Origin of the sequence: Mesorhizobium sp. M8A.F.Ca.ET.202.01.1.1 (assembly GCF_004791595.1) — a bacterium.
GTDB lineage: Bacteria > Pseudomonadota > Alphaproteobacteria > Rhizobiales > Rhizobiaceae > Mesorhizobium.
In genome coordinates, this window is the sequence record NZ_SRUN01000001.1 from 213577 (window position 1) to 235348 (window position 21772).

The following is a 21772-nucleotide window of genomic DNA, read 5'->3' on the forward strand; positions in this document are numbered from 1 at the left end:
AACCTTGTGGGAAAAGCCAGCCTTGGCAGGCGGCGGGCGCTGATTGCCTGTAGATTAGCGGCACTGGCTAGGGTTTGCGGCGTCCTCAGCCAAGAGAAACGGCCGCAAACCCAATGTGCCAGTTGGCTCCCCGGAGGGCGGGAGGTGGTTTAGCGCTACCTCCCGCTTCCGTTCAGGTGGAACCACTTTGGTTACACGGTGCGATTTTCGCAACACCATAAATTTTAAATCACAAATTTTTGGTGGTGCTATCGGGGCGCTACAGTTTTGCAGCGACTGAAAAAAACGCGTCAACCTGCTCAGGAGTGAAACCCAGCGCTGCAAAGCCAGAGGCCATCATCGGCTCTGTCCTGACGAAGGTACCACTGTTGTCATAGGCGATCTGCACATCGTCGCCTTGCGAAGCCACAAACGCCTCCACCTGCTCCAGCAGCCCTGCGGCTAGCAACTGCAGTTTGAATTGCCTGGCCGAAACAGACTCGGGAATGCGCACCGTTGGTCCTGGCAATCCGTAGACTGCCAAGACGTCGGTAAGTTCGTCTTCGCTTACAATGTGGGTTACTCCGGCATCCTCCGGTATCGCGTCGACATAAGCCGCAGCAGCACTCGACCACGCGCGGGTTTCATCACCGCCAACAAACCAAAACCAATCACGCGGGAAAGCCATCATATGTATTGCCCTTGTGTCGCGATTGATCCAGCCGCGTTGCCCGGAAGATACGTTGCGCCGCTGCCGAACGTTTGAATAGCGCCGTTGACTGTTGCACTATATCTAGGACCAGTCCCGCTGCCGACAAACGTATTTGCGTTGCATTGAATGAAACTATCAGAACAAGACACGAAACCAGCCGAAAACGCTGGCGTTCCGGTCAATGTTATTGTTGAAGAAACAATTTGCGCATACGAAAGCGCGTCCAAGAAAATATGCGACGACGCGCTTCCGCTGATCGTGTAGTTCTTTCCACTGTTTATGAATGAACCACCGGTTCCCAATTGAATATGAGGCTGTGCGCAAGCGCCATATTCCATTTTTCCGATGATCGTCACCGATCCGCCCGGAATGAAGATACCAACGCCGGAGGTTGTTGTTTGTATCTTGAAGCCACCCAAAAGCAGACGGCCACCGTTGCTAACCTGTATTGCGTTTGTGGAAGTCACGCTTAGAACGACATTGCTTGGCGTAACGATATCACCTTGCAATGTAACGCTGCCGGAGCCGACCCAAGATGAAAATACGCCAACATTCCCGGTATAAGTGCCGTTGCCAACTTGTATGACAACCGAGTAGATCGAAAGATCAAGCGCCGCGACGACGTTGATGGCCTTTTGAATTGTCAGAAATGCGCCGCCCGCACTATTGACAAGCCCTGTGTTTGCGTCGTTTCCGTCCGTACGAACGTAATAGGTGCGTGTTGCCGACAGCACTTCCCGCGACGCCGCCCATTCCGGTGCCGTAAGCGCGCTGTTCTGCCGAAGCGTCTGCAACGCTGTTCCTTTGGCTAGCCGCTGCCACGCTGCCGAACCGCGATAGAGGATATCACCTTGCGCCTGACCAGCGAGATTAATCGAAATGACCGGAATTGCAGGGTTAGTCGCGTCAACCGCAACGCCATCCCCGGCGACAACCGAGTTGACGCCGCCACCTACAACGCCCGTACCGACCGCAAACGGCCCATCCCAAGCCGTGCCCGTCCAGCGATAGAATGCGAACGCAACGCCGATCTCGGCGCGCAGGAATAGATAGCCCTTATCGGCCATCGTCAGCGTAAGCGCAGCGCGATCGGTAAGGCTGCCAGATGAGTTGGGCGTGATTCCGGCCAGCGACAAAGTCACCAGTACGCGCGATAGCGTGGCCTGCAGATTGACAACGCTAGCCGCGGACGAGTTCTCCAGAGCGATCGAATAAGCCGCACCGCTTGCCGTGGTGCCTGGCCATGGATAGTCAAGCGTAATGGACGTGTCGCTGCCCACCGAAGCAATCGGCACGGCAATGCCGGCGCTCGAGAACATGCCGCCAGCCACAAGCGCGACCGACCAAGCCGTGCCGCTGCCCGTAACCGTAGCGCTGCCATTCGTCACGGAAACCGTGCCGGTTTTGTAGGTGCTCATTTATGTTCCTTGCGGGTGGTTACAAGCTCTGCGGCACGCCGAAGATGTAGTATCGGGCGCCCTTAAGCTGACTGTCGAAGAAAGCCGCAGTCGGCTGGATTCCGTCCGGATTGTTGTTCGATGCGAAGATATCGACGCTGGTTGACGAAAGGACATTTGCCCACGTCGACCATCCTGTGCTTTTCCCTGCCCATGTCGCGTTGTTGACGAACACACCATGCTCGCCCCACACAGCCGAAGGCTCGCCGAAGGCGGCGGTATTGGTTGGCAGATTGTAGACCGCCCCAACCTTTGGGAAGAGCAGAAGCCCTTGAGGATTTGGCACTGTGATGTTGGCCGAGCGAACACCCTTGAACAGGTCGCTGCCGGAAAGGACGGTCGGAAAGTCGCTCGACCAGTTAAGAAACCCTTCGGCCAATATCGGCAGGTACGTTAAGCGCGTATCGAGCATGATGTCGTTTAGGTTCGGCCCCAACTCAGAGGAGCCGGGCCGCTTCACCTGAACGTAGTCGCTGATGCCGTCATTGCCCTTCAACAGGATTTTCTTCCCGCCAGTAGTTGGCGCCTCACCGGAGTCTGCATAGACGACGTAGATGATGTCGATCGACACATCGCAATTGCTGACGATGGTCAGCGTCGTGCCAGACATAGTGTAGGTGAAGTCGTTAGCGTGCGCGCTGTAGCTGCCAATAAACGGCGGGTGCCAGAATGTGCTCTCGCTCGTCTTTTTGCAGATATAGTCCATGTAGGTCAGATTGGTCATTGGCAGGCGAGTGGTGATCGTCGCTGTCGCGAAAGCCCCCACCGTGATCGTGCCGCTCGCCATGACCTTGGCCGGTATTCGGTTCTCATGCAGAATATAGTGGCTCGCGTCCGTGTCAGCCACAGTCCTCCCGGCGAGCGCGACACGCGCAATACCAGGCGATACCTTGTCGAAGCGGACCACCTCTTGCCCTGAAGAAGGCGTGGTAGAGTTGTCGGGGATTGCCTCTGAGTGCATCGGCAGGTCGAATACGGTTATGAGGCACCGCTTGTAGGCGGGCGAAGCGGCGCTGTTGTCCGTTAGACCAAATGTGACATTTGGGATGATCAGCGCTGGTCTATTTCGTCCGGACGGGCCGCTTGAGCCGCTGAACCGAACAAGTCTCGTTCTGGAGTTGGCGCTCGTATAGGAAAATATCGTTCCGTTCGAAGACCCGTTGCCGGATATGTTGATAAAAGGCCCGCGGAAATTGTTAGTGGTGAAATTTATACAGGGACGCGACTCAACGAGGGGGTAGAATGTAAACCCATATTGAGCGGCAAAATACTCCTGATAGAAAAACCACTGCTGGAAATTAGAGCCGCCAGATTGCCAACATCCTATGTATATTTGGCATGTGTTCTGGTTCGAGCCAGAGGGAACATAATAATTATTCGGAGACGAGACAGTTCCGCCAGACGCAGGATACGTGGTGAAGTCAGCATCAACCGCGAAAATATCCTTGATATACCCGACCTTCTGGATCTCCGAATTGAAGTAGAATTTCCCGGTATCTGTATTCGCAGTCGTCATCGGATCATCAAGATTGCTCTTCATGATCTTGGCGAACGGTACTCCTGAGCGCCGTCCGATTGCTAAGTTTGGCATTGCTGCTCCGGCTTTTTTGCTACGGCACCGCGATCGAAAAGAAGCCGTTGTTCAGGTCGAGTTTCACCGATCCATCCGCGCTCTGCAGAAGGCCAGCAGTCACCGTGCCGATATTGGCCACCAACGACTTCAGCGTCCCGCCAGAGAACGTGAGCGGCGTTCCCGTATTGGTGCCGTCCGTAACCACGAACTGGCTTGCCTTGACGATGAAATTCGAGAACGGCAATGCCGGATTACCTCCGGTAAAGCCCGCCTCAATCACCCATCCAGCGTCAACCCAAGCGCTGCCCGTTGTGGCACGAACCTGCGCCGTCATCCGCGACACGACATCTCCAGTCCCGGCAGTCGCCACGATCTGGAATAGGCCGTTGGCCGACACTGTGCCTACTGACGCTTGGACGCCTGTAATGGCTGCGGCCTGCGCTGTGAGTTGCCCATCGATATCCGTTATCGATGCCTCGAGTTCGGTAAACGCTGCGGCACTTGCATCGCGGAGCCGGCGCGAGACCGAGTTGTCCTCAACCTGGCGTCCGGCAGACTCAACCGCTGCCGCGGCCAACTGCGAAAGCTTGTCACGCGCATCCTGCAGGCCAGCCGACAGGCTGGTCAGGAACGCTATGACGTCGGACTGCTGCTGCGCGAGGCCCACGGACACGTCAAACACGTCAGTGGGCGTCGATACCTGCGCCCACGCCGTAAAGAACGTCGTGCGCGGCGGGCTGGTGATGATCCTGTGCCGGTACTCGTATGTCTTGCTGGGCAATACGCCTTCAGAGACGGTAAGCACCTGTACGGGCATTTCTGCCCGCTTGACGATGCTGTTGACGTAGCCGCTGTGGATGCCCGACTGCGTGCCGCTAGTGACGATGGCCGCGCCGCCTGGCGTCAACGACGCCGTGAACGTACCCGCCGTCAGAACAGTCTTGACATAGAGCGGGCTGTCAGGCGTCAAGCCGGTCGGCAGCGCGCCCGTTGTGGCGAGATAGAACAGGTCATTTGCGGCAAGGCCGTGGTTCGGCCAAGTGATGACGCCGCCCGGTATAGACACAGTGACGCCAACGGCCTGCGGTCGGTATTCGACGTCGACCGCACTAACGGTGATGTCGGTGAATGCATCCCAAGAGAACCGGATGGCAGCCTTGCGTTGCGTGGATCCGTCAGCAACCTTGATTTGAACGCCAATGGCCGCAAAGTTGGATGCCGCATTTGCATAATTGGGATTGCCAGGATCGACTGTAACGACGGGCACGGTCACGTAGGCCGTGCCATCGAAAATGCCCGTACTGACTTCCTGCAACGTTAAATAGATATTGCGGGTGGCCTTATCGCCAAACGGTCCAAGGCGCTTTTCCATGATTTGGAAAGTGCGCGTGCCATACGCGGCGCTCGTCCACTGCACCCAGCGCCCGACTTGCGCATCCGCCAGGAAGCGCGGATGGATGCAGATCTCGCCATTGGCCTGGTAGCGGCTCGCCTTGAAGGCGATGTCCGCAAGCCGGTCAGCAACCTCTGAACGGTTTACCGCGCTATACGGCACCGACACAGCTAGGCGCTCGCCGTCCTCGGCCAGAGCCGATGCATCGATGCGTGGTGTGAACGGTGTTTGCTCGTAGAAGTTGGATGGCTCGAAATAGGTGCCGGCAAGAGTGTTGATCAGTTCCGATTTCGTGCGTTTGACCGAAAAACGGAAAGGCTCATCGACCATGATGTCGTCGTCGGTGAACGTCAACACCAGCGATTGCGCGGCGCCAACTATCGGGTACTCGCCAGTAGCATCTTCAACCCACGTCGCGGCACATGCTTCAAGCAACGGCTGCATGTTCTGGTCATGCGTCACGCCGGAACCAGCTGCCGGAATCAAGCCCGCAGAATAGCGCGTGCCGGCGCCAACGACCTCGTCGCAGATGTTGGCCGCAATGGTCCAGTTTGCCAAAGGCAGGCTGGACGCCTTCGCGCCCTTGCCGACCATCATTTCTGTGCCGTTGAATATCCCGCGCTCGAGCGCATAGGCCATCAGAATGGGGTTTTCGGTAAACTCCCATGTGGTCTGATCGGACCAGCGATGGCTACCCGAGCCGCCGACCGTGCTATCCTTGCGCCAGTCATAGAGCGGCGCGCCCTGCACCTCAAAGAACGCCTGCCACGGCTGCGTCAGGTGTTCGCGGTTGAGGTATTGCGTAACGACGGCATAAGCGATGCCTGCGCCCTTGTGGGCAGACGTCCAGCGTCCCGCAGGGTTGGAATTCGCAATAAGGCCGGCGTCGGCCGTCTGCGTCATCGTGCCGGTGTAGACCTTGACCCAAATTTCCGAGTCAATGCCCTGAATGCGGTAGCCGCGCGTCGCGTCCACTGTGCCGCCGAGGGTCGCCCACACGCCGTTGTAACGAACGCGAGTAACGCCGCCTATACGAAAGTTGGACAGGATGTATACGTCCTGCACCGAGCGATTGCCGGAGCCATAAGCGTTCCGATAGATGAGGTGGCCAGCAGTGCCGACCTTGCCCATGGCGACCGAGCGCGAAAGGTCTTCGCCGTAAGCGGTCTCAAGCTGTGACGTCTGTGCCTGCGCCTTCGGTTGCAGGAGGTTGCCAAGAAGATATTTGGCGGCCAGTCCGAGGCCGAAGCGAGCCAGGCCCGCCAGGATAGTCGAACCGCCAAGCCATGACGCAACGCCACCCAGCCCGACCGCCCCAAGGATGGTCGAGAAAATAGGGACTAGGAATCCCATTCGTTACCCGCCTTTAGCCGACCTTGAATGCCGACTTGATTTCAGTTTGGGGAATGAACGACAGCCCGCGCTCGTCTTTCACAGCAAAGCCGCGATCGCAGACAAAGCCACAGGAAAGCACGCCATCGCGTTCAACGACGCCAACGTCGCCACGCTGCGCCATAAGCGTAGCAACTGGCGGGAATAGGCTTGCTAGCGCCGCCTCGACATCGGCAAAGCCGCGTTTCAGAAGTATCTTCGTCGCGCCCGCAGGGGTGCTATATTTGCCGCCGCGAATGTCATCCGCGGGGTCAAATCCGGTGACTGCGACAACGGCGTCCATGACGGTAAGCAGGCAGTCCGATGTGCCCCACTCTCCTGGCGTCTTATTGTGTTCATTGACCATGCGCGCAAGGCGCCGGTCCCAATCGGGCAACCGGGTTAGGGTAAGCATGAGATTCCTTTAGCGTGCGGCGCGCCTAGAACGTGATGTCGAACGTCTCGTGCTTCACCTTGGACGCGTACTGAAAGAACATATCGCCAGCCAAAACCAATTGCTGGTCCTCATGGCTGGCCGTCCTGTAGCCGTCGCGGTGGTTGGCAATCGCGCCTGACCGCACATTGGCAATCAGCTTCGACTCGCCGCTATCGCGCGAGTGATCGACGGTATCGATGAAGCCATAAGCGCCAGGCTGGGCGTAAAGGAACGAGCGGTCGTCCGGATCGAAGTAGAAATCATAAACCGTTACCGGTGCGTCCTTGTAGCCCTCTGCCTCGATAAGCAGGAGCTTGTCGGGCGTAAGGCCGGAATCGCGCTGGGCGACGAGGTCGACCGTGAATGCCGACGCCGCGGTGCCGAGGCCGTAGATCGGCTCCGAAACGGTAATGAGCGCATTGGGCCAGTAGAGTTGGCCATCAATGGTGATGTCGCCCTTGCCGTTCCAGAAGCCGTAGGTGCCGGTCGTGCAGACAATCTTGATGCCCGAGCGGATGATTGCCCGACCGTCCGTTAGAACGTCCTGTAGGCGCGTTGGGAAGGTCATGGATTTAAATTCCGAATAGGGTAGCGTGCCGGAAACGAAAAACAGCAGGAGCCACAGGTGGAATACACGGAACGAGACAGGGCAGATGACATCGCTGCCAACTTGGCGCTGCTCGAGTTGCTGAGGCTCGCAATAGGAGAGATTTGCTATTCGGCGGACCCGGTTGAATTCCGGCGTCGGGCGCGGGCCTTTGAGGAGGCAGCCGTCACGTCAATTTCTGGCAGAACCAATTTTGCAAAGGCCAATGAGGCGACAGAAACCTACGTAAAAGAGGCGGCCTGCGCGCAAGTGACCAAGATTATGGCTTCCATCAGACACCCGCAGGACACCGGCAACTGAAGTTCCAAGGTTTGCGTTCAACGTAGAAAGCGCGCTCATTTCGGAATTTCCACAAGCGTGAACGATGCCGACGAAAAGAAGTCGTCGCCGATCGAAAACGAGCCAGGCATTACGCGCATGTTGGCAATCGGATTCTTGAACGTGATAACGGCGCCCGCGGTAATGTATGCAGGCACGGTAGGCTCAACCGTAATCGTCATGGTGTTGGCCGCAGCCGTGGCGCCGGTCTGCACCCGAAACAACGAATTGTAGCTGCCAGTAGTTGCCGAAATCAGGTCGCCAGGACCGAGCGTCAGGCCGTTGTCGACGCTGTTGATAACCAGGCTGTTGCCCGTAATGGAAACCAAGTTCCCAGAGTTCGATAGAGCAGCGTTGCCGGAGTCGCCCCAATAGGCTTGCGGAACGCACATGTGCTGCGGCGTGTAGGTGATCGTGGTTAGACCGCCGCGGCACGCGTCCTTGAACGCCTCCACCACAAGACGCTGTGCCGGCTTTAGCGGCACGGTCTTCATTTGGATTGTCCAGTACGCATCTGCATACTCGACAAACGACATTGCGCGCGTGCCGCTGCGGGATACCGAGACCGACTCCATAAGTTGCGGGTAGGCGGGCATAAAGGGGACGGCAGGTAGGTTGATTGTCACGCCATCCCCCTTGTTTTTGCCTCACGCAGCGACTTGACGACGCGCGGCGTGAACTCTTTCTCGAACTTCTTAAGCGCCGCAGTCACCTGCTCGCCAGCATCCTTGCCGCCGCCCTGCATTTGGATGGTTGGGGCGAAGGTGATGACGTTGGACTGCGAGGATCCGCCGCCCGACTGGATGCTGGGCACCTGCGGTAGGATCATCCCGTTGGTGTTTGGGATGAACAGTTCGGCCCTCTTCTCGCCAACAATATAAGGCTGGCCAGCCGTAACCGGGCCGCCATTGGCGCGCAGGCCAAGTGCTCCGATGATGCCAGGGTCGCTACCGCCTCCGCCGCCGGTAACGGCGCCCAAGATGCTGCCTAGCCAACCGCCGCCGACGCCGCCGCTGGACGAAGCCTGCATGATGGCGTCGACCAAATCATTCTCGATCTTGTCAATGATCTTATCGAGAACGCCTTCGGCGATCTTGCCGAAGTCCTGCCAATCCAGCTTGCCGTCGTCCAGCGCCGAACGCAGATCGTCAAACGCGCCCTTGATGACGTCCTTCTGCAGGTCGTACATTTCTTGCGCTTTGCGCAATTCGTCAGCTTGCCGAGCGTAGGCTTCGGAAACGGCGTCGATCTTGGCAATTTGGTCAGGCGTGAGCTGCGCGTTCTGCCAGTCCGTGTCGCCCTTCTTGCGGGCCTCCTCGCGGACCTGTTTCAATGCTTGCTGCTCGAGGTCGAGTGCCGTCTTGCGCTTGGTTTGCGCCTCATACGACAGGCCGAGCGAATTATACTCCTCAGTCAGCGCTGCAGTGCGGTCGCGGATCGACTGCAAGTCCTCTGCAAAGCGATCGTCGGCAGTCTTTGGCTGCGCCCTGTTGGCTCGCCTGGCTGCTGCGTCGGCTTTGCGCTGTGCCGCCGCAACCGCCTTGTCGTATTCGGCGCCGAGGTCTTCGCGATTTGGTGCAGGCGTCGGAATGATATTCGCGCCGCGCGCGATCGCGTCGTCGACCTGTGCGCCGAGCGGATTGTAAACGCGGCCATTCGGAGAACTGCCGGCCGCCTTAGCGTAGGCGTCGGCTACAGCCTGCGATGCGCCGCGCGCCTCAATGGCGATATTGCGCAAGCCCTGAAGTATGCCAGCAAAACTAGGATTTGCCTGCTCAAGCGCAGCAATGGCTGCATTGATTTCATCAATACTCGACTTGCCGTCTTTGGCGTCGTTGAAGATGTCCTGCAGCGTCTTTTGCAGCGGCTCAGACGTCACCGAGGCCATCGCGCGATTGAACTTGTCAATCGTGTCGCCCATCTCATCGACAGGCTGGCTCAACCCCGGAATCGCAGCCGCCGTGTTGGCCGCCTCCAACGCCAACGCCTTAAGCTCATCGCGCGTTGACGAAAGCTTAGGATTCACCTCGGCGATCTGGTCAATCTGGCTGATGAACGTCTTGACGTCGCTGGTGCGCGCCAGGTCTTCAATCGCCTGCCTGAACGGCTCAAACGTCGATATAAGCGACTTGGAAAGCGCGAACTGGTTGCCGCCGCCCGCGCCGATCGTCTTGTAAAGTTGATCCAAAATGCCTTTGATCTGCGCGGAAAGCAGATCTTTTGCGTTCTGGACGTCCTTTTCGTTCAGCGCGACAACGGAATTCACCGACAGCGCGGCGTAATTCTTCTTCTTGGCGGACGCCTCATCCCACGCATCGCCAAGCAACTTGATGTTGCCCTCGTGCGTCTTGGTGATCTCGTCAAGAGTCTTGAGGTTCGATCCGCCGACAGCCTCATACGCGATGAATGCAACGCCTGCCGCCGCAACCGCAGCGGTAACCAGCGGGAACTTGGTGGCAAGACCAATGGCGCCTTCGCCAAGGGCCTTGATCGACCCCATGACACCAGCAGGTCCGCTTTGCAGTGCGTCGAAAATTTGACCGGCCTGCGATGCGAAAATCTGCATCGGCTTGGCGCCAAGCGCGAACATCGTGATGACGTCGTTGCCTTGTCGCGACAGGTTCAAAAGCTGGTTAGCGGTAATCTTTGAACCGCCCTCAACGCCAGAGAGTGCGCCCTGCCATTCCTTAAGCCTTGGCCCGACAGGCAGGCCAACCATGGCGTTGATGCGCTTCTGAATTGGCGTCATCGACGCATCGATGCCTTTACCCATGGCATCGAATTGCCTCTGCACTCCAGAGGTTGCCTGGCCCACATCTTGGCCGAGTTGCTTTAACTGCCTCTTGATGGTAGAAAGATCGGTACTTACACTAATAAGAAGGTCGTCGGTTCTATCGGTCATCTAGAAACCTTCTTGACACGGGACAGTTATGTGGAAATGGCAAATCGGGATACTTGCGGGCGCGGCAGTTGCGGTTGCGGCGATCTACGCAGGCGCAAATGAGCCACCGGCCGCCCCCTACGACGCAGCCTATTGCGCCGGTCGCCTAAGCGACCTACGTGCCTTCAAGGCAGGCTATGAGCCGGCGAATGCGCCTCTTACCGAGCACAGCACTGCTGAATACGTCCAGAATTGCGCAGATCACGACAAGCAATTCGCCGAGGCGGCACGCCCGTATCTTTAGGCTCAACCATATTTGGCCAATAGCGTCGCCAAATCGTCGTCGCTCGGACCATTGTCCCTTTTGCCGCCGTCGTTAAGCTCGTTAAAGCCGTCAATCGCTAGCATGTACTCGGTGAGCGTCGAGCGCCAAAAGGTCTCCGGTGTCCACTGAAGGGCGCCAAATGCGCCCTTCATCCAATTTCGCCAAGGGAACGGCTTTTCTACCCCGCTGCCGACGCGGCTTGGTCGTTTTTTTGCTCACCATCGAAGTGGTGCGACAGCGCGAGCGCGAACGCATCCGAGCACGCCTTGAAGTGCTTAAGCTTAAGCGCATCAATGGCCGCACCCCTGTCACCGCGGACGGTAAGCAGATCGATGGCGGCCATGGTAGCCGCGGCCTCAACGCCAGAGAGTCGCTGAAACAAATCGTTCAGCGACTTGCACTCAAGCCGCGTCGAGACGGCAGCCAGGCCAGCCATAGTGGCGGCAATAGCAAGTGGCGTATTGCCGACCCAGAGCGGTACCTCGCCGCGCGCACCGTTGACTTCCAACGGAAACGGCTTCTCCTCTGTAGTCATTCAATTACTCCGCAACAAACGACAGTGCGCCGCCCGCGTTGAAGGTTGCGTTGAAGGTCATAGTCCCTTCAACATCCCCGCCCAGCTCAAAATTGGTAACGTACCAAGGGCCAGTAAATGTGCCGAGGCCAGGCACAATGACCTTGGCATTGAATGTCGAGCCAGCAACCACGTAGGCCATGAACGCCGTCTGATTGGCACCAGCAACGTACTTGCCAGAACCGGTGAAGGTGCGATTCAGGATGCCGGGAACGCCAGTCTTCTGAGGCGTGTTTCCAGGATTATCGCAATCAACGACAGTCGTGTCGACATCGTTGGCCGACAGGTTGAAACTGCGGGTCATAAGACCGCAGAGATTCGTAAAAGTCTCGGGACCGCCGCCGTCGCCGATCTGGATGAGCAAAAGACGACCAGTCTGCTGGCCGGGAGTAACTGCCATGGTAGGCTCCATAAAGATAAAGCCCGCCAAGCGGGCAGTTGTTGAGTTTGGTTGCTGTGTCGCGCTATGCGGCTTCGATTTCCGCCTCGAAATCCACGACTGCATGGCCAGTTGTGCCATCAGCGTCGTAGAATACCCGCTCGCCGGTATGCGCGAGCGTTACCAGCCGGTTATTGGGAAGCGCCAACGGATAGTGATGCAATGCGTTGGCGACTTCCCACGCTATCGCCCTTGCGTCCTGTAGCGCACCACCGCCGCCTGGCAGCGGATTGCTATCGTCAGTCCAGACATGGATTGTCAGGCTGGCGATTATTCCCGTAACGCACTGGATGTCGTCACGGCGAGTCGACACGTCATCTACCGTCACATATGGCGGCGTGAAAGACGCGGGCGGCCGATAGAAAATCTTGCTCGCCGGAACCAACGCGGTTAGCGCCGGAAATGCTTTAAGGCGGGCCGTGGCGACGCCGACAAGTTCATGTGCCGGTGCGGCCATATTCGCTCCTTATGGGTTTTACTTCCCCATTGATGCCTTGACCGCCCTGCTTATGGCGCGCGCTATCTTTGCCTTGGCCGCTTTGCGGTACGCCTTCCATGTGTAGAAGACGAAAGGTTGCGCGGGTGAGCCGGGATGGTTGATTGACGGCGTAGAAACGCGCGTGCCGTCGCTGGCGGTAAACACAAGGTTTTTGCCGTTGCGTCCGGTTATCTTGTGTGGCGCCGTGCCGTGCTCTACGAATTTCCATGTGAAGTCGGCATACACACCCGTCGCATCAGGATCCTTGGAGGGATTGTTCCCGATCGCTTTTGCTCCTGGCATGTCAGCCTGGCGCGCGCCGATGATGCTGTCCTTTAGAACTCCAGTAGCGCCAACCGGTGCGCGTGCCGCAATGCGATTGGCGGCTTCTCGAGCAACCTCAAGCTTGGCTTTCGCTGCAGCTGCTGATGCTTCGGGCACAAGTTCGTCTAGTCGACGCTGCAGAGCCTCGCGGCCGATGATGGTGGCCTTCATTGCCATTAGCTGGCCTCGCCTTCAACAACGAGCATTTCAATATACTGGCCGCGCTCATCCGGGTTGACGATGGTCTTGATATTCCAGGACCGCAGAGGCTTGCCATCAATCTTGCCCTTGCGTGCGTCATAGACGCGCCAGTCAGCACGCACGGCGCGTGTGTCGGCACAACTGCGCACCGTAAGGTTATGCGGCTGCAAGGCCGCTAGACGGGCTGCTGTGACGCCTTCAACGCTAAGCCGACCATTGAACTGCGGTGCAAGCCGCGCCGATATCGAGAACACGTCGACAAATTCGCCTGTGACGTCGTTGCCGTATTCATCCTGCACCACATCACGCCGCTGGAATGTCACACGGCAGTTAAGCGCGCCTGCACCTTTTCTGGCAACCATTCGGTCGGCTCCTCACGGCTCTTGCTAATCTGCTCGGCCTTGCCCGCGGCAATGGCCAACGCGGCGCATTTGCGCGTCACGTTGCACTCCATGCCGACCTTGTAGTCGATGCTGAAATTGGGCTGCCGATACTCGTAATCAGCGACAAACCGCACCCACATTACAGAGCCGCGTCGGGCGCCTGAATGTCGATATTAATGACGGTGGTGCTTGCGGCCAGGCCGAGCAAGGCAGGGTGGTCGCCGGTCGTAAGGTCGGCAACGGGAACAATCGCGCCGGGCGTGCCGCCGAGATAGTACGCGACGCCAGGCGTCACGGTAGCGCCGATCGTAATTGGGCCACTCAGATGTACGGCAAGCGGCTGGCCAGCAGACGCCGCGTGCAGCGCAATGCCGCGAGGCTTGCGCACAACCGCCGAGGCGTCGTTGGTGTCGGCAAGCTTGTACGTGCCGTCCGCGGCTTTGTACACGACCTGGCCCGCAGTGATTGAAGCGCCGGCGGTGCCGTTTTCGCGCGTGGAATTAGCGCCGGCAGCGACATTGGCTGCCGTGATAACTAGTGCCGTCAATGCGGCCTCCTTGGCGGCCTAGCCGCGGTTAGTAATATCGGTGGTTGCTGAGTAGCGAGTCGAACGTCGTCCAGCCGGACTCGTCAGCCGTCTCGCGAGTTTCGTAGAGATCGGCCAAGCGGATAAGCATCGCGTGCTTAACAGCAGGCGGCACATTTTCTGTGCCAATCACCGCCGTAAGGGTAATCAGCGAGCGCGGCTGGATAGACGGCCAGGTCTGCCCATACTTCACCACAATGGCGTCGCCGCGGTGTTCGTAGACAGTGTCGTCAAGCGTTTGCGGATCGCCGCTGCTGTCGACGTAGGCGATCGACGTAATGCTCTGTACCGGACCGAACGACAGGTGATCGAAATCACACCAGCCAGTGGCTCTGGCTGTTACCGTTTGCGTCGCGAACGTCGCGTTGCAGTACTTCTCGACGTGGCTTCTCGCCATCGCGATAAGATCGGTCAGGCAGGTGTCGTCGTCGGCAAACTCGGTGGCATTCACATGCCGCTTGGCTTCGGCAAGCGTTACCGGCTCAGCCGTTGCCGGCGTCGTCACCGTTGCTGGATACCACATCGCCCCTACCCTTCTTGCCCTTGACCGGTTCCTTGGGGTCGGCGTCAACAGCGAACTCTGCAGCCTTAAGGCGCTCTGCCTCGGCGTCTTCAAAATCATACTCATCGCCGGGCGCCAGACTGAACAGTGGCCCCGAAAGGCCGGTAAGCATCTTCAAAAGCATGTCGCCTCCAAAAAAGGAGGCGGGCCAGCCATTAGCCGGCCCGCTGTTCCAGATTAGGCCAACTTCAGGTGCTTGACCGCGGCCGCGTCGAGCAACTCTCCGTCGAAACGGATCAAGCCGGCGATCCCCAAGTCGGGCCAGAATCTTTCTCGGAGTACCCCAATTACAGGGCTTCCCACCTTGCGCACCCAGTATTTGCCGAGGTCACCGAAGATCACAGCCTTGGCGCCAGTGGCAATATCGGCCACGGCCTGGTTGATGTTATATTTATGGTCCAGCAGCGCTGCCGGCTGACCCTTGGTAATGTCGCCCATCTGCCAGAGGTAGTTGCCCTGACCGTCCTTCAGCTTGCGGATGGCCGCCAGAGTCTTGTCGTTGAACATCCATCCCACTTTCGGCGACTGGCGGTAAGCCGGGTCTACCGAGTGCAGCAGGTCAATCAGTTCGTCCGAGGCGATTGCAGTGGCCGACGCAGCCGTCTTGCCAAGGGTCGAGGCGGTGACAATGCCGTTCGGGGCGTTGGTGCCGGTGCCAGTCGTGAGCTGTGCGTTGGCAAGGCGGCCAAGGCGCTCGCCTAGCAGGTCACCGAGCAGCGCCTCGACCGAGAAGATGCTGTCCTGCGCCAGCTGCCAGGAGAACTTCACGAACTTGGTGTTGTAGTCGTATGCCTCGAGCTGCTTCTGGCCAAACGCCGCGTCGGCCGATCCGTCGTCGGTCAGCGCAACACCCTCCGTGCCAGCAACACCGGTACTGCCTGTGTCGTCCGTGGTCGGGATCGGCAGCGCGTTGCCGGCGGTGGTGTTCAACTCGCTCACGATTGCGGCGTCATACATCGGGCCCCACGCCTTCATCGCGCGGACGAGCATGTTCTGAAGTTCGACCGGAACGGTATAGCCGCCGGCCGAATTCGAGCCGGCGGTCTGGATACGCTTTTCAATGTCCTGCACGCCTTCGCGCAGTACGTTGCGCTCCTCAGCGTCGAGCGCGTCGAGGGAGGCGCCACTGGCGAGGAACTTGTAGAACACCGAGCGGTATTCCGGCTTGTCGCCTTCGGCCCGGCCACGCTGCTCGGTATCGCCGCCAGTCGGGCGCTTGGCCTTGCGCTCTTCCTCGGCCGCGCGAGCGATGCGATCTTCGGCCGCGGACATGCGCTGCTCGCGCTCGATATCCTTCTCGACCTTGTCAAAATCGGCCATGACGGAGTCGTGGCGAGCTTCAAGCTCGGCGGCGCGGGCCTGGTCGGTGTTCTTCTTGATTTCGTTGAGCGCTTCGCGCGCCTGCGTGACCAGTTGGCCGCGCTTTTCCTGCATTTCCCTGAGAGTCATTGTCTAGCCTTTTGGCAAAAGGAAGCCCTTGCGCGGCCTCAGCGGCGCTAGTGGGCAGTCGTGGTTTGAATTGGCGGACGGGCCGCCCTCCGGACTAAGCCGGGTGACTACGAGAGCGGTCCCCGATCGCCCGTCAGGCGATTTGGATGCCTCGGATCTTTTGCTCCATGGAGGCGCGCCTTTCGGCAACTCGCCTGGCTGCAGCGGTAGCATCTGCAGTCCGCTTTTCAGCGTCTTTCTTGTGGCGCTCGACCTCTTCGCGCGCAGCCTCTAGCGAGCGCGCCGCCAAAGTGGTGTCCGGATATGCCGGGTTTGCCGTGGCCGTCACTTCGTAAAGCTCAGCCTCGAGAATGGTGCGGTGCGGAGGCTCTTGAGTGTCATCCCACTCTTGTTTCGTTGCGCGGAACGCGAATGACATGCCTGAAACATCGCCGCGCTCGACAAGCGTCCAAAGATCATTGCCGTCGCTCGTATCGGGTACGTCGATTTCTACGGCCAGACCTTTGGCATCCTCAGACAAGCGCAGCGTCTTAGAGCGAGTGCGCCCCAAAACTCGGCCCATGTCGTGATCGTATAACGCTAGGATGTCGCCGCCGATCGCCTTACTGAAGGCGCCAGGCGCGATGCGCTCAACGAAATAGTCGCCAATAGTCGTGTCTGAATTCCACACGGCGGCATACCCTACCAGGGTGCGTTTGCCGTCCGCGGCGCGGGCTTCAACACCAAGCAGCCCGCCGCGCCGTTCAATATCGTTCGTCATGCGGCAGCAGCCCCACTGTCTGTAGCATTGTTGTCGTTCGCAGGCGGCGCAACAGACTTGGCAACATTGCTACCAAGCGCAACTGTGGCGCCTTGGATGTACAATGCGTCGCCGTTCGGCATTGCCGGGCGATTGTCCAGTGCGCGGCCTTCGTTCGGCGTGATTAGTCCGTTCTGCACGCCCTGTGCCAAGCCGGTCATGCGTGTGACGAAATCACCGCGAAGGATGCCATCCAAATTGTGGGAAACGTACTTCCCGCCGGCGCCGTTGCGGCCGAACAGCTTGAGGTTCAATTCATCCTCAAGCGCCTCGGCCCACTGGCCAACTAGATGCTGCACCAGCATCAGGTTTTGCTGTTCTGTGTTGCTGAACGTCGCCCCGATAAGGTCTTGCAAAAACACCTTCGGCAACTGGTAGATGCGGGCAATCTCTTCCACCTGAAAGCGACGGGCTTCGATCATCTGCCCTTTTGCCGGGTCGATGCCGACCGGCTTAAGCTCGTAGCCAGGCGGAATCGGGAAAACCGCCTCGTTTGCGTTCTTCGCTGCGTCGACAGACCGCTTGATGTCGGCCTGAGCGCGCTGCATTGCGTCTTTGCCAGCAGGCAGCGGGCCGGTCAGCGCTAGCGGAGGTACGCCACCGCCAGCAAAGAAATTCGAGCCGTAATCATTCATGGCCAAGGCAAGCTGAATTGCCTTGGACCCCATGGTGATCGGCCCATAGTGCCTCAAGCCATCATGCCACAGCATGAATGGAACGTCGATGACGTCTTCGGCTGAGTATTCCTTGACCGGATGCGCGGCATCGCCGAACTGGTAAAATACCCGTCCGCCGCGCCTCTGGATCGTAGTCTTGGTCGGATCCATCGGCCAAATCGCGTCAACGCCCTGTGGCGCCCGCTCGATCCACGCCAGGCCGCGCCCACCGGTAAACACCTGCTGCCAAAACCATTGGCGAAACTTGAACGACCCTTGTTCCGGGTTGGGCGCGTCGTGCACAACCGACTGTAGCTTACCAGTCAGGGCTTTCGGGCCGTCCTTGGTGTCGCGGTAAGCGTGCAGTGGCAATGCAGCCAGAGTGCGCGACAGAAACGCCACAGCGGCCCACACAGACGGTACGGCCAGGGCGCTGTCGATCGTAACGGCGGGCAGATTGAGCGACTGGATGCCGAAATATGCCAAGAAATTTTCGGCACTTACCGGAATGTTCTGGTTTTCGATGGAATCGCGTGTTTCGGCGACATTAATGACCGATTCTGCTCGGTTTTCGCGGCTAAATGGCCACATCAAGCCGCCTCCTTCATGAGTGAATATTCGGGATCATCCCACGGTGATGTGGGTTGCGATGCGGTGGACCCGCCGTCAGTGGCAGCGCCAATTGCGATGCAGAGAGCCACGGCTGCATCAATGCGAACCGAGGCCTTCGACTTCACGAACCAACGGTTGTCCTGCGGGTCTCGATCAAATGCGGCGCCCATGAGCGCGGTCATCAACACCGGACTGCGCCGCAACCGAATGCGGCCGTCGATGATCATGTCTTCCAGAGCAGAAACGGACCCGGGCATCCACAAGCCCAGCGGAGGCGCCTCGCCTGCTGCCTTTGCGGCTTCCACCTTGTTTTCGCTTGGCCTGGCGCGAACCTTGCCGCCTTGCGGGTGCGCTATGTGCTCAACCTCTACGCCAAGCGCTTCGACTTCCTCGCGGAATTTGGCGTAGGCGTATTTGTCGTAAGCGATCGCCTGGATATCGAAAATCTGGTCGAGTTGCTGCACACGCGCGGCTACGAAATCGAACCGAATGCGTGAACCCGGCGGTGCATTCAGCCAACCGCCCTGCACCCACAAATCATAAGGCTGTTTGTCGGCCAGTACGCGCGCCTTCAGCGTGTCGCCTGGCGTCCAGGCTTCCACCCAAGCGTCGAACGTCGGCAAGCTAACGACCGTGCCATCGTCTCGCTGCATGTCCTTGTGACCAGTCGGCACAACACACGCCAGCACGGTCAAGTCTTTGCTCGCCGAGAGGTCGGCACCCAAGAAAAGCGGCGCCTCTGCGTGCTCTTCTTCGGGATCGAAGTCCTCCATGACGGCTTCGACGGTCGCGCGCGGCATCCACGCCTTATCAGCGTCGGTCCAACGGCAGAAATGGAGACGAAGGATACCGTTCAGCTTGCCAGGGATCTGCCTGGCTTGCGCCACGACGCCGGCCAGGTAGTCAGTTGTCAGGATCGTGCCAAGAAGTGGATTGGCCTTTACCCAGCACGTCGGATCCTCGAGCGGATCGTCCTCTTTGTCCAGCGCGCACACATACGCGAACGTGCTGTCGTCCAGCACCTCACCAACGTAGGTGAAGTCGTCGTCGGGCTCGCGGGTGCCGGCCGCGACTCGCACAGCGTGCTCGTGCTCTTCCCAACAAACGGTATTTCGATCGCTGCCGGAATTGGTGATCATCAAAAGCAGCGGCTGGCGTCGGAATTTAAACCCGCGTTCCAGCATCTCCATAGTCGAGCGGTCGGGGTGTTCGTGGACCTCGTCGGCCAGAGCAAAATGTGGTCGCGGTCCGGAGCCCGACTTGCCGCTGTCCTTTGAAATCGGACGGAAGAAGGATCCGGAACGATGGTGCGCGATATTAAACTCGCGCCCCATGCCGCCACTGAACTTTAAACGCTGCGCCAATGCTGGTGCAGCACGCACCATCTTCACGGCGTCTTGGAACAGGATTGCTGCCTGTTCTTTTTTTGCCGCGGCGGCATAGATCTGCGCGCCGGCTTCATCGTCGGCCGTCAGGCCATAGAGTCCTACCCCGCCAGCGAATGGCGATTTGCCATTGCCCTTGCCTTCCTCGACATACGCCCGCCTAAAGCGGCGGGTGCCGTCCGCCCGCTTCCAACCGAAGAGCGAGCCAAGTTTGAAGGCCTGCGACGGGTGCAGCGCGAACGGCTTACCCTCAAATTGACCTTCCGAAAGCTTCAGGCGCTCCTCGAAGAAGCGGAACACCCTCAGCGCAGCGGCGTCATCGAACCACAGTCCACGGGCAGCGCCGGTGACCAGGTCATCAAGGTGGCGCCGGCAGGCGTTTCGGACATGGGGACCGGCAACGATCGCGCCAGATAGGACGGCATTGGCGTAGGCATTCACACGATCGAGTGCAGGGCCGACTTCAGTCGAGCAAGTCGTCCTTTTCTTCTTCGTCATCGGGCACCGTAATCTTGGTCGCGTCAGCCGGTGTCGCGCCCATCTGCCCAAGCATTTGCCGAAGCAGGTTCATGGCCTGCACGCCAACCTCCTGCCCCGCCATCATCCGTCCCTGAATGTTGGACGCCATGCCGACTAGCGTTCGGTGCGACTGGTTCAGCCAGGGCAGCTCTTTCTGAAAGATCAGCCAGGCGGATTTGGCCTTGCAGCCGTCAGTGTCAGCGATCCACTTCGGTGGAGTACCAAGCGGCCCGGCTGCCTTCGGCTCGGCGCGGCTCTTAAACCGGCCGGCGTTCATCTTGTCGCGACCCTCAGCCTTGGCTTTGGCGAGGGGATTTCTCGGCCTCGCCATGGCATGAAGTCCTCTAGGCAGGGGTCATATTCTGAATTGCATACGCGTGCAGAACGGGGATGCACCGGTTACTAGGAGGCGATGGCCGCCAGGCCTGAGGCACCCCTGCCCCGTCAGACGGGCCAGCCAGACGGGTCGAACCGGACCACCTCCTGGCCTAGGTCTTCGCGCTGCCCGCGGCTTGCGTGGCAGGGCTTGCACGTGCTGACGAATGGACCCGTCCAGAACTTCTCGACGTCACCTTTGTGGCCACCGTCTGCGTGGTGCACCTCTGTCGCTGGCTCTACTACCTCGCGCTCAAGGCACCATTCGCAGAGCGGATCCTGCGCGAGCTTGGCAAGGCGTAGGCGGCGCCATTGAGCGGTTGCATAGAGGCGGCGATATTCTGTGGCTTCTGCTGATCGGCTATTTCTTGCCGCTGCCTGTGTCTGGTACAATTGGGTCGTTCTATTGTGGAGACTATTTCATGGCAAAGCGCAGCGTATTCCATTCCTCTCCTACCAAAGACGGTTGGAAGGTTACTCAAAGCGGTACGACAATCTCTAATCATAAGACCCAAAAGGGATCGGAAGCCGCGGCAATCAAGGCTGGGCACGCAGCACAAAATGCTGGCGGCCTGGGCCAGGCGGTGTTGCACAAATCGGACGGGAAAATTCGCGAAGAACGCACCTATGGTGCCGATCCGAGGAAGAGCAAAGGTTAGAAGGTGAAGGCATTCACCAACCATGCGGTGAATGCAACACCACCAAGAAGCAGGGACTTTAGAGCCAGTTCCGTTGCGCTGTTAAAGAGTTGACTATTTGCGTTCATCGCTCTGCGATTCGCATTGATCAAGTCGTTGTAATGCTCGCACTTCTCTGCGAGTGAATGTGCCCACGGCTTCGAACAAGCAACGTCCTCATCCCAATCGGATGGCTGGCTACCAGAATACCCAAATTCTATCGATCTTGCAGAGTGAACAGCGCTCCACGCACAGCCCACCAGTGTTGCTGCAACAGCCGTAGCGACACTGGCAAGTAGAATGTTCGGTTGAGAAGACGTCGCTAGATTGTAAGCACCGCCAATGAGGACGATACCCGAGGCGGCTGCCAACCCTGCGAACGTATAAGCTCGCTGATCGGCGGCTATTGCCGCTGTCAACTGTGTATCCAAGTGAGCTTCGGCTTGACGGATCAGTTCCGTTAGAGTGTCTTCACTAGCTGGTCGAAGCTTCAGGGCAAGGGAATCATCCGTCATGCAAATGCACCATGAGTTCTACTTCCAACCTAGAAAAACAGAAACTGGTAAAAAAAGCGACGGCGGCTTCACAGGCAATAAATCAGGGAACTCAGAAAAGGCGTCAGTTCGCAAGCCTGAACGTCCGAAGCCAGATCCGAAGCCGACCAAAAAGGACAAGGGCTAGTCCGCCAAGATAAATTGTCC

Annotated in this window: 26 protein-coding genes and 1 pseudogene; 3 read left to right on the forward strand and 24 right to left on the reverse strand. The window is 58.7% G+C overall.

The window, feature by feature from the left end; all coding sequences use genetic code 11:
• Positions 1–259: 259 nt before the first annotated feature.
• The 6 genes from EN845_RS35950 to EN845_RS01280 form a co-directional block, all read right to left on the reverse strand.
• Entirely contained in the window at positions 260–670 is a 411-nt protein-coding gene (locus EN845_RS35950) for a hypothetical protein (RefSeq protein WP_245511611.1), read from the reverse strand.
• Positions 667–2109, reverse strand: a complete 1443-nt coding sequence (locus tag EN845_RS01260; RefSeq protein WP_127869475.1) for a hypothetical protein — start codon at positions 2107–2109, stop codon at positions 667–669. Before EN845_RS01260 ends, EN845_RS35950 begins: the two co-directional genes overlap by 4 nt.
• 19 nt (positions 2110–2128) lie before the next feature.
• Positions 2129–3739 (reverse strand): hypothetical protein, encoded by a 1611-nt coding sequence (locus tag EN845_RS01265; protein WP_135897762.1) that lies wholly within the window; start codon positions 3737–3739, stop codon positions 2129–2131.
• A 19-nt stretch (positions 3740–3758) separates the two neighbouring features.
• Positions 3759–6467, reverse strand: a complete 2709-nt coding sequence (locus EN845_RS01270) for a phage tail protein (RefSeq protein ID WP_127869477.1) — start codon at positions 6465–6467, stop codon at positions 3759–3761.
• A 13-nt stretch (positions 6468–6480) separates the two neighbouring features.
• A complete protein-coding gene (locus tag EN845_RS01275) occupies positions 6481–6852 on the reverse strand; it encodes a hypothetical protein (protein WP_127869478.1) in 372 nt (123 codons plus the stop codon).
• Between the two features lie 73 nt (positions 6853–6925).
• Positions 6926–7489, reverse strand: coding sequence for a DUF2163 domain-containing protein (locus EN845_RS01280; protein WP_127869479.1), 564 nt, complete (start codon positions 7487–7489; stop codon positions 6926–6928).
• A 57-nt stretch (positions 7490–7546) separates the two neighbouring features.
• On the opposite strand from EN845_RS01280, the gene EN845_RS01285 reads away from it, so the two are divergent.
• Positions 7547–7828: a hypothetical protein gene (locus EN845_RS01285; protein WP_127869480.1), complete on the forward strand. Its 282-nt coding sequence runs from the start codon at positions 7547–7549 to the stop codon at positions 7826–7828.
• Positions 7829–7863: 35 nt separating this feature from the next.
• Here EN845_RS01285 and EN845_RS01290 read toward each other — a convergent pair whose 3' ends face one another.
• From EN845_RS01290 to EN845_RS01370, 17 genes and pseudogenes are all read right to left on the reverse strand, one after another.
• Complete coding sequence (locus tag EN845_RS01290) at positions 7864–8472, reverse strand: hypothetical protein (RefSeq protein WP_127869481.1); 609 nt, start codon at positions 8470–8472, stop codon at positions 7864–7866.
• A complete protein-coding gene (locus EN845_RS01295; protein WP_127869482.1) occupies positions 8469–10748 on the reverse strand; it encodes a phage tail length tape measure family protein in 2280 nt (759 codons plus the stop codon). The genes EN845_RS01290 and EN845_RS01295 overlap by 4 nt, the downstream gene beginning before the upstream one ends.
• A 285-nt stretch (positions 10749–11033) precedes the next feature.
• A pseudogene (locus EN845_RS01300) lies at positions 11034–11210 on the reverse strand (phage tail assembly chaperone); the annotation flags it as partial.
• Positions 11211–11230: 20 nt separating this feature from the next.
• Positions 11231–11587 carry a hypothetical protein gene (locus EN845_RS01305; RefSeq protein WP_127869484.1) on the reverse strand — a complete coding sequence of 119 codons (357 nt, stop codon included), beginning with the start codon at positions 11585–11587 and terminating at the stop codon, positions 11231–11233.
• 4 nt (positions 11588–11591) lie between these two features.
• Positions 11592–12026: a phage tail tube protein gene (locus EN845_RS01310; protein ID WP_127869485.1), complete on the reverse strand. Its 435-nt coding sequence runs from the start codon at positions 12024–12026 to the stop codon at positions 11592–11594.
• Positions 12027–12090: 64 nt separating this feature from the next.
• On the reverse strand, positions 12091–12522 hold the full coding sequence (locus EN845_RS01315; protein ID WP_127869486.1) for a DUF3168 domain-containing protein: 432 nt from the start codon (positions 12520–12522) through the stop codon (positions 12091–12093).
• Positions 12523–12540: 18 nt separating this feature from the next.
• Complete coding sequence (locus EN845_RS01320) at positions 12541–13044, reverse strand: HK97 gp10 family phage protein (protein WP_127869487.1); 504 nt, start codon at positions 13042–13044, stop codon at positions 12541–12543.
• Positions 13044–13430, reverse strand: a complete 387-nt coding sequence (locus EN845_RS01325) for a head-tail adaptor protein (protein ID WP_127869488.1) — start codon at positions 13428–13430, stop codon at positions 13044–13046. Before EN845_RS01325 ends, EN845_RS01320 begins: the two co-directional genes overlap by 1 nt.
• Positions 13388–13591, reverse strand: coding sequence for a hypothetical protein (locus EN845_RS01330; RefSeq protein ID WP_127869489.1), 204 nt, complete (start codon positions 13589–13591; stop codon positions 13388–13390). The genes EN845_RS01325 and EN845_RS01330 overlap by 43 nt, the downstream gene beginning before the upstream one ends.
• Positions 13591–13998 carry a hypothetical protein gene (locus EN845_RS01335; RefSeq protein ID WP_127869490.1) on the reverse strand — a complete coding sequence of 136 codons (408 nt, stop codon included), beginning with the start codon at positions 13996–13998 and terminating at the stop codon, positions 13591–13593. The genes EN845_RS01330 and EN845_RS01335 overlap by 1 nt, the downstream gene beginning before the upstream one ends.
• A 28-nt stretch (positions 13999–14026) precedes the next feature.
• Complete coding sequence (locus tag EN845_RS01340; RefSeq protein WP_127869491.1) at positions 14027–14560, reverse strand: phage head-tail connector protein; 534 nt, start codon at positions 14558–14560, stop codon at positions 14027–14029.
• Positions 14520–14723: a hypothetical protein gene (locus EN845_RS01345; protein WP_127869492.1), complete on the reverse strand. Its 204-nt coding sequence runs from the start codon at positions 14721–14723 to the stop codon at positions 14520–14522. Before EN845_RS01345 ends, EN845_RS01340 begins: the two co-directional genes overlap by 41 nt.
• 53 nt (positions 14724–14776) lie before the next feature.
• Entirely contained in the window at positions 14777–16048 is a 1272-nt protein-coding gene (locus EN845_RS01350) for a phage major capsid protein (RefSeq protein ID WP_127869493.1), read from the reverse strand.
• Between the two features lie 133 nt (positions 16049–16181).
• Positions 16182–16808 (reverse strand): HK97 family phage prohead protease, encoded by a 627-nt coding sequence (locus EN845_RS01355; RefSeq protein WP_127869494.1) that lies wholly within the window; start codon positions 16806–16808, stop codon positions 16182–16184.
• Positions 16805–18094, reverse strand: a complete 1290-nt coding sequence (locus tag EN845_RS01360; protein ID WP_127869495.1) for a phage portal protein — start codon at positions 18092–18094, stop codon at positions 16805–16807. The genes EN845_RS01355 and EN845_RS01360 overlap by 4 nt, the downstream gene beginning before the upstream one ends.
• Entirely contained in the window at positions 18094–19998 is a 1905-nt protein-coding gene (locus tag EN845_RS01365) for a terminase large subunit (RefSeq protein ID WP_127869496.1), read from the reverse strand. The genes EN845_RS01360 and EN845_RS01365 overlap by 1 nt, the downstream gene beginning before the upstream one ends.
• Positions 19964–20296 carry a hypothetical protein gene (locus tag EN845_RS01370; protein WP_245511612.1) on the reverse strand — a complete coding sequence of 111 codons (333 nt, stop codon included), beginning with the start codon at positions 20294–20296 and terminating at the stop codon, positions 19964–19966. Before EN845_RS01370 ends, EN845_RS01365 begins: the two co-directional genes overlap by 35 nt.
• Positions 20297–20816: 520 nt before the next feature.
• On the opposite strand from EN845_RS01370, the gene EN845_RS01380 reads away from it, so the two are divergent.
• A complete protein-coding gene (locus tag EN845_RS01380) occupies positions 20817–21053 on the forward strand; it encodes a DUF2188 domain-containing protein (protein WP_127869499.1) in 237 nt (78 codons plus the stop codon).
• Here the strand turns inward: EN845_RS01380 and EN845_RS01385 are convergent.
• The gene (locus tag EN845_RS01385; protein ID WP_127869500.1) at positions 21050–21586 is read right to left on the reverse strand and encodes a hypothetical protein; all 537 of its coding nucleotides are present in this window, start codon (positions 21584–21586) and stop codon (positions 21050–21052) included. The two genes, EN845_RS01380 and EN845_RS01385, sit on opposite strands and share 4 nt — an antisense overlap.
• On the opposite strand from EN845_RS01385, the gene EN845_RS35265 reads away from it, so the two are divergent.
• Entirely contained in the window at positions 21585–21752 is a 168-nt protein-coding gene (locus EN845_RS35265) for a hypothetical protein (RefSeq protein ID WP_167531221.1), read from the forward strand. The genes EN845_RS01385 and EN845_RS35265 overlap by 2 nt on opposite strands.
• The last annotated feature ends 20 nt before the right edge of the window (positions 21753–21772 follow it).

Bases quoted from the DNA above. Each gene is read 5' to 3' on its own strand.
- EN845_RS35950 (WP_245511611.1), bottom strand. From the start codon at position 670: ATGATGGCTTTCCCGCGTGATTGGTTTTGGTTTGTTGGCGGTGATGAA.
- EN845_RS01260 (WP_127869475.1), bottom strand. From the start codon at position 2,109: ATGAGCACCTACAAAACCGGCACGGTTTCCGTGACGAATGGCAGCGCT.
- EN845_RS01265 (WP_135897762.1), bottom strand. From the start codon at position 3,739: ATGCCAAACTTAGCAATCGGACGGCGCTCAGGAGTACCGTTCGCCAAG.
- EN845_RS01270 (WP_127869477.1), bottom strand. From the start codon at position 6,467: ATGGGATTCCTAGTCCCTATTTTCTCGACCATCCTTGGGGCGGTCGGG.
- EN845_RS01275 (WP_127869478.1), bottom strand. From the start codon at position 6,852: ATGGTCAATGAACACAATAAGACGCCAGGAGAGTGGGGCACATCGGAC.
- EN845_RS01280 (WP_127869479.1), bottom strand. From the start codon at position 7,489: ATGACCTTCCCAACGCGCCTACAGGACGTTCTAACGGACGGTCGGGCA.
- EN845_RS01295 (WP_127869482.1), bottom strand. From the start codon at position 10,748: ATGACCGATAGAACCGACGACCTTCTTATTAGTGTAAGTACCGATCTT.
- EN845_RS01305 (WP_127869484.1), bottom strand. From the start codon at position 11,587: ATGACTACAGAGGAGAAGCCGTTTCCGTTGGAAGTCAACGGTGCGCGC.
- EN845_RS01310 (WP_127869485.1), bottom strand. From the start codon at position 12,026: ATGGCAGTTACTCCCGGCCAGCAGACTGGTCGTCTTTTGCTCATCCAG.
- EN845_RS01315 (WP_127869486.1), bottom strand. From the start codon at position 12,522: ATGGCCGCACCGGCACATGAACTTGTCGGCGTCGCCACGGCCCGCCTT.
- EN845_RS01320 (WP_127869487.1), bottom strand. From the start codon at position 13,044: ATGGCAATGAAGGCCACCATCATCGGCCGCGAGGCTCTGCAGCGTCGA.
- EN845_RS01325 (WP_127869488.1), bottom strand. From the start codon at position 13,430: ATGGTTGCCAGAAAAGGTGCAGGCGCGCTTAACTGCCGTGTGACATTC.
- EN845_RS01330 (WP_127869489.1), bottom strand. From the start codon at position 13,591: ATGTGGGTGCGGTTTGTCGCTGATTACGAGTATCGGCAGCCCAATTTC.
- EN845_RS01340 (WP_127869491.1), bottom strand. From the start codon at position 14,560: ATGTGGTATCCAGCAACGGTGACGACGCCGGCAACGGCTGAGCCGGTA.
- EN845_RS01345 (WP_127869492.1), bottom strand. From the start codon at position 14,723: ATGCTTTTGAAGATGCTTACCGGCCTTTCGGGGCCACTGTTCAGTCTG.
- EN845_RS01350 (WP_127869493.1), bottom strand. From the start codon at position 16,048: ATGACTCTCAGGGAAATGCAGGAAAAGCGCGGCCAACTGGTCACGCAG.
- EN845_RS01355 (WP_127869494.1), bottom strand. From the start codon at position 16,808: ATGACGAACGATATTGAACGGCGCGGCGGGCTGCTTGGTGTTGAAGCC.
- EN845_RS01360 (WP_127869495.1), bottom strand. From the start codon at position 18,094: ATGTGGCCATTTAGCCGCGAAAACCGAGCAGAATCGGTCATTAATGTC.
- EN845_RS01365 (WP_127869496.1), bottom strand. From the start codon at position 19,998: ATGACGAAGAAGAAAAGGACGACTTGCTCGACTGAAGTCGGCCCTGCA.
- EN845_RS01370 (WP_245511612.1), bottom strand. From the start codon at position 20,296: ATGAACGCCGGCCGGTTTAAGAGCCGCGCCGAGCCGAAGGCAGCCGGG.
- EN845_RS01380 (WP_127869499.1), top strand. From the start codon at position 20,817: ATGGCAAAGCGCAGCGTATTCCATTCCTCTCCTACCAAAGACGGTTGG.
- EN845_RS35265 (WP_167531221.1), top strand. From the start codon at position 21,585: ATGCAAATGCACCATGAGTTCTACTTCCAACCTAGAAAAACAGAAACT.
- EN845_RS01385 (WP_127869500.1), bottom strand. From the start codon at position 21,586: ATGACGGATGATTCCCTTGCCCTGAAGCTTCGACCAGCTAGTGAAGAC.